Here is a 5,793-nt window from a genome sequence, read left to right on the forward strand (position 1 = left end):
CGAAAAAAAGAGACAACCTCCTCATAAAAATGAGAAGTTGTCTCTTTTTGGACTTTAGGGACTTTTTCAGTGGCCTCCGCAGAAGCGGGGTCTTTTTTTGGCTTGTCCCAGATTTTTGCCAGTTACTCACAGAACGGAATAGGGTACTATTTTAAAGTATCGGAAAGTAAAAATCCGTAGAAACGGCTTCCTGATATCACAAGAAAGAAGCCCAGGAGGTTGCTATGAATCCCGAGATTTCACGGAATCATACACAGCGGACGAGAAAGCTGCGGCCGCGCTTGCGGAAGCTTGCCGCTGTCGTACTGGCTGCCTTGCTTCCAGGGGCGGGTCATCTCTTTATGGGGCAGTTTATCAGGGGTGTAACTTTTATTCTGCTGCTGCTTCTGGATATTTCAGCCATGCTGTACGTATCCTCAGCAGTGATGCGGATCAATGTGCCGCTGCTTGTTCTATTGGGTATGTTCATTCCTGTTCTTTATTTTTATAACGTCTATGATGCGCTTCAGTCGGCAGATTATATTATTCTTCATAAACGCAAACCCCGGCGGGTCACGATTCACAGTCAGTCCGGGCAGGAACGAAACCGGTACGAGGTGTGGGAAACGGGAATTTTGTTTTCCTTGCTGCTGGTAGCGGGTGGAGCCTTGATGATTCTTTTCCGGATGAGACCACGCTGGCTGGAGTATTTTTTTGCAGACTACGGATTTTATCTGTTGGCTTTTTTGCTGGTTATCATTGGAGTCCTCATGTTTGTCCGTGAGCTTGGGGTATCCCTCCGGCGGGGCAGGTCCTCCCGGAAAGGAGGGACATAACGCTATGCAGCGTAAAATCAGAGTAGGGCGGTACACCGCCTCCCTTCTTCTTCTATCCGTGGGGGCTTTGTTATTTACAGATCTGATGCAGGGCACTGACTATATGATGGAATTGCTGACATGGTGGCCTTTGCTCTTCGTAGGCCTGGGGCTGGAATATTTTCTTTTTTGCTGGCGAACTGTACGCAGATCGGATGTTTTAAATAAAAGGAAACGGCTTTTCAGACTCGATCTAAAAGGCTTGCTGCTGTCGGTGCTCCTGTGTGCTTCCGTTTTTATAGTAACCCAGCAGGAGCATTACATGTATTTATGGAATAGGGTCAGCCTTAATCTGACTGCTGCGTCCATGGACTTTAGTGAGGAGAAAGGCAACCGCATGGATAAAGGCAGTGTGCTTGTACCAGTCGGAATGCAGACGTCGGAGCTGCTGGTCGAGGGGGTCAACGGGGATATTACTGTACGCAAAGCAGCGGTTCAGGATGTGGAGGTTCACACCACGATGTGGGTTGATCAAGTGACTGCGGAGGAAGCCAGGGCGATTGCTGAAGCCTCTTCGCTGCAAGCTACAAATGGCAATACGATTCGGATCTGGACGTCGGCGCAAGGGTATGGGGCATCTGGCAAAAGGCAGCCGCTGATGAATATGGAGATCGTACTGCCGGAGGACCGCCGTTTCGATATGGACATTCGGACATCTAACGGAGACATAACGCTAACCGGAGTAAATGCGATCCATTCCATATCCTTGCAAAGCGGCAACGGCAGCCTTGCGGTCAACGATGTGATAGGGGATATACGGGGAACGACGTTAAACGGGACGGTTAATGTCCATGGGGTTACGGGTAATATGGAAATGAGTACCAACCGCGGCAATATGCTTGCGGGAGATATTTCGGGCTCAACCACGCTGAATACGCTCGTCGGTGACATTCAGGCTGCCAGAACGGAAGGGGATATTAAGGTTGATACCAAAAATGGCAATATCGGCATCAACGGCGCCTCATGGAATGTGGATGCCAGCTCATTGAATGGGGGTATCGCGGTACAATCCAACAGGATTGGTGGCAACTGGAATATATATAGCGCAGTAGGAGATATTACACTTCGTTTGCCTGTTCTCGGAAGCTTCCGGCTGGAGGGCTCAAGCAGCTACGGCGATATTTTTGCTGATGTTCCCTTTGAGGTGGATGGGAAGAAGGTGTCCGGACAGGTTGGCGATGGACAGTATAGCTTGCTGGTGGAAGGCAACAGTGATCTTACGGTGCGTTCCTCTGAGATGTCACAGCCTGAGCTCGCACCTTCTCTTGAGACGCCGGAGGAAGCAGGAACGCCGCGTTGACAAAAATCTTGGGTTCACTTTACAATGTCTTTAATACCTAGGATCAGGAACAAATTAAGGCGGTGGGCATGATGGCAACACGTGTCGAGCATGCGTTGCGACAATTGAAAAATACCGGTGTACGCATAACGCCCCAGCGCCATGCGATATTGAATTATTTAATGGAATCCATGGGGCACCCTACGGCTGACGAAATCTATCGCGCGTTGGAGCCTCAGTTTCCAAGCATGAGCGTTGCAACAGTATATAACAATCTGAAGGTCTTCCTTGAAGCGGGTATGGTACATGAATTGACGTATGGAGACAACTCCAGCCGTTATGATGCCAATATATCGGACCATTATCATATTGTGTGTGAGAAATGCGGCAAGATTGAGGATTTCGGCTACCCTTCCCTGCTGGATGTAGAGAAGTTCGCGGCTGAGGAAACGGGCTTTGAAGTCCATGGACACAGGCTTGAACTGCATGGACTATGCAAATCTTGCAGGTAGACACCAGCTTCCCTTAAAATGAAACGTGTGGAAATTCATGTTTGAATGAATTTTCGCACGTTTTTTATTTTCACTGCTATATGCGACACTGTGATCAGATGGGGGATTATTTTTGTCCAGAATGAAGCGGAAAGATAGGCATAGACAGCGGCAGGGGCGTAAAGGAATTGTCGGTTTACTGTTGATTGCAGCGGGTGCCTGCACAGCAGCGGTATTATGGTGGGGGAATCCACTGCACGAAAAACCGGATTGGCAGCCGGACAAGCCTATTTTTATTCAAGGAAAAATAACAGAGTATACAGCGGAGGGCACAGGGGAAAATCTGATGCTGCCGCTTTCGTTTATAGAAGAATTTATTGATGATTCCGTGCGTTACGAAGCAAGCACAGAATCGGTAGTTATGGCTACTCGCCAGCAGGTTCTTTATCTGTCCGAGGAGCAGGAAAAAGGGGAGCTGAACGGGGAGGCATATAAGCCCGGCAGGGCAGTTGCCGAAATCAACAATGAGATATACGTGCCGTATGATTCGGTTGAGGAGATTTACGGCACTGAAATGCAGGAGGATACCACGACCGGGGCGGTCATGCTTATGAGGGCGGGGGAAAGTGTGGACCTTGGCAAAGTGCAGGTGCAGGGACGCAGTTCCAGTGTTGCACTGCGGACAAGGCCATCCAACTATGCTCCTATAGTAGAGGATATGACCCAAGGGACGGCATTACAGTTATGGAAGCGGGAGAACGGCTGGTACTACGCCCAATTGGATAACGGTTATACAGGGTATGTACAGTCGGATCATGTCACCCTGGATGGAACGCGAAAGGTGAATGCGGGGGAAGAGAGCTTGTCTGTGTCGGAGAAGAAGTGGAAAGGCAAAGCTGTAAATCTGGCTTGGGAAGCGGTATATTCGCGCAATCCTGACACTTCCAGTATTGGTTCGCTCCCGGGAGTCAATGTGGTGAGTCCGACCTGGTTCAGCATCGCAAGTGAAGAGGGAGAGATCGAAGATAATGCGGATCCGCAATATGTGTTGTGGGCGCATCATCGCGGTATGGAGGTGTGGGGGCTGCTCAGCAACGGTTTTGATCCGGATATCACCTCCGGCGCTTTATCCACGTATGAACGGCGTATGGGGATCATCCAGAAGACCATCGCTTTAGCCAAGCAGTATGAGCTCGATGGCATTAATATCGATTTTGAAAATGTGTATACCAAGGATGGGGCCAATGTGACCCAATTCATAAGAGAACTGAAGCCGCTGGCGCGGGCCAATGATCTGATTTTGTCGATTGATGTAACCCCAAAATCCGATAGCGAGCTATGGTCGGTATTTCTGGATCGTGCTTCTTTAGGGAAAATCACGGATTATATGATGATAATGGCGTATGATGAACATTGGGCATCCAGCCCAGAAGCTGGATCGGTGGCTTCCCTTCCATGGACTGAGACCTCGGTTAGACGGATTATTGACGAGGATGGCGTTCCGCCTGAAAAATTAGTGCTGGGTATTCCTCTGTATACACGGGTATGGTCTGAGGAGGAGAAGGACGGGGAGACTAAAGTAAGCTCCAAAGCCATCGGCATGGAGAGCGCGGCCGAAATTTTGAAGGAACATAAGCTTAAGCCTCAGTTTTTGGAGAAAGAACAACAGAACTATGTTGAATATGAAGAGGACGGTGTGCCCAAAAAAATATGGCTGGAAGATAAGAGCTCATTGAAGGCCAGAGTGAAGCTTGCACAATCCCTTCAATTGGGGGGCATCGGTGTTTGGAATCGCAATTTTGCAAGTGATGATGCCTGGGATGTGCTGAAAACGTTCAATACAAAGTAAAAATTTTGCAGGAATACATGTTCCAGTTTGAAGTTAAGTCTGCTTGGTTAAGAAGGAAATGGGGTGCGTGTGTAGAATATTATTATAAAACTTTTATATAGCGGTGTGTCCGCTTCATTGTTATGGAGGGTGACGTGCAGTTAACTAGTTTGGATTTGCTGTCCGTTGATTTGTTAGAGAAGGATGCCATCGGTGCCATAGCATATCGAAAGTCAGGGAATCACTTTGTAGGGTCTATAATTCATGATTTTGAAGCATTTATATTGATTGTTTGTGAGTCTGACACACCGGAGAGACCGCTTAAGCACGTAAAGATTGGAGAACTGCGGTGCCAGATCCTTTGCGCTTCTTTATCGTGTATCTGGTATTGGCTGATTGACGGAGAACAGTATGATCTGGTGTATTACTTGCTGGAAGGTGATATTATTTGGGAAGCTGGCAACAAGATACAACTCCTGCGTCAGGAAATCAGGGAATTTGACGGTCAAATGCGTGAACAGAAGCTTTTCCATGAGTTTGCTCGTTTTCTTAAAGATTATGTGAATGCCAAAAGGTATCTTAAGGAAGGCTCTGTGCTTGATGCTTATCATAGTGTTCTTAAGGCTCTTCAGCACTGGGCAAGTATCGAGGTCATCGAACGCGGCATCATGCCATCTCAAAATGTGCTGAATCAGGTCCGCTCAATGGACAAATCGGTCTATAAGCTGTATGAAGAGCTGATTATCAGTACCGAGACAGTAGAACAGCGGATTGAGCTTGTTTTGCTGGCCTGCGAATTTTCGGTCATGTCCAAGATGGCGGATTGTTCCGCTCTGCTGTTTAAAATACTCCGGAGCCGCAGCGAACCATGGTCAATGCATGAACTGCTTAATCATCCGGAATTGAAACATGTTCAGTTCGAGCTTCCTTTGGTTCTGCGCAAGCTGGTTTACCGTTCTTATATTAAAGAAACCACGGTGCGGAGAGCGTTTTCCAATGAATATGCAAGAGAGCTGTGTTATACAGCCAATTAGTTAATTAAATGAGGAGAGGGCTGTTAATATGGAACGGCTCTCTTTTGTTTTTATAAGGGATTGCGGGTTGAAAGATTAAGCTGAATAAAAGGTTGACTGTTCAGCAAAATACATGTTAAATTAAAATTCGCCTTTGCGTTATTACGGATTAAACATAACAACAACTTACATGCGTGAAAAAAGAATAAAAAAAGTTGTTGACGTAATGTGAAAGGCTATGATATATTATAAAAGTCGCCGCTGAGATGCGGTGATGATGAAAAGCAAGTGTTTGATCTTTGAAAACTGAACAACGAGTGAGTAGGTT

General features: G+C 47.3%; 5 protein-coding genes. All 5 read left to right on the plus strand.

Translation table 11 applies throughout. The features are described 5' to 3' along the window. Positions 1 to 224 precede the first annotated feature (224 nt). Entirely contained in the window at positions 225 to 815 is a 591-nt protein-coding gene (locus ACE41H_RS24900; RefSeq protein ID WP_375358266.1) for a hypothetical protein, read from the plus strand. A 4-nt stretch (positions 816 to 819) separates the two neighbouring features. Continuing rightward, a complete protein-coding gene (locus ACE41H_RS24905) occupies positions 820 to 2,154 on the plus strand; it encodes a DUF4097 family beta strand repeat-containing protein (RefSeq protein ID WP_375358267.1) in 1,335 nt (444 codons plus the stop codon). Positions 2,155 to 2,225: 71 nt separating this feature from the next. Then, positions 2,226 to 2,645 (plus strand): peroxide-responsive transcriptional repressor PerR, encoded by a 420-nt coding sequence (perR, locus tag ACE41H_RS24910; RefSeq protein ID WP_375358269.1) that lies wholly within the window; start codon positions 2,226 to 2,228, stop codon positions 2,643 to 2,645. Positions 2,646 to 2,766: 121 nt separating this feature from the next. Continuing rightward, a complete protein-coding gene (locus ACE41H_RS24915; RefSeq protein WP_375358270.1) occupies positions 2,767 to 4,473 on the plus strand; it encodes a glycosyl hydrolase family 18 protein in 1,707 nt (568 codons plus the stop codon). Between the two features lie 134 nt (positions 4,474 to 4,607). Further along, positions 4,608 to 5,486 carry a nucleotidyltransferase-like protein gene (locus ACE41H_RS24920; RefSeq protein ID WP_375358268.1) on the plus strand — a complete coding sequence of 293 codons (879 nt, stop codon included), beginning with the start codon at positions 4,608 to 4,610 and terminating at the stop codon, positions 5,484 to 5,486. Positions 5,487 to 5,793: the final 307 nt, after the last annotated feature.

Origin of the sequence: Paenibacillus enshidis (assembly GCF_042136365.1) — a bacterium.
In the GTDB taxonomy this organism is placed as follows: Bacteria; Bacillota; Bacilli; order Paenibacillales; family Paenibacillaceae; genus Paenibacillus; species Paenibacillus enshidis.

Coding starts and splice junctions, on each gene's coding strand:
- ACE41H_RS24900 (WP_375358266.1), top strand. CDS start 225: ATGAATCCCGAGATTTCACGGAATCATACACAGCGGACGAGAAAGCTG.
- ACE41H_RS24905 (WP_375358267.1), top strand. CDS start 820: ATGCAGCGTAAAATCAGAGTAGGGCGGTACACCGCCTCCCTTCTTCTT.
- perR (WP_375358269.1), top strand. CDS start 2,226: ATGGCAACACGTGTCGAGCATGCGTTGCGACAATTGAAAAATACCGGT.
- ACE41H_RS24915 (WP_375358270.1), top strand. CDS start 2,767: ATGAAGCGGAAAGATAGGCATAGACAGCGGCAGGGGCGTAAAGGAATT.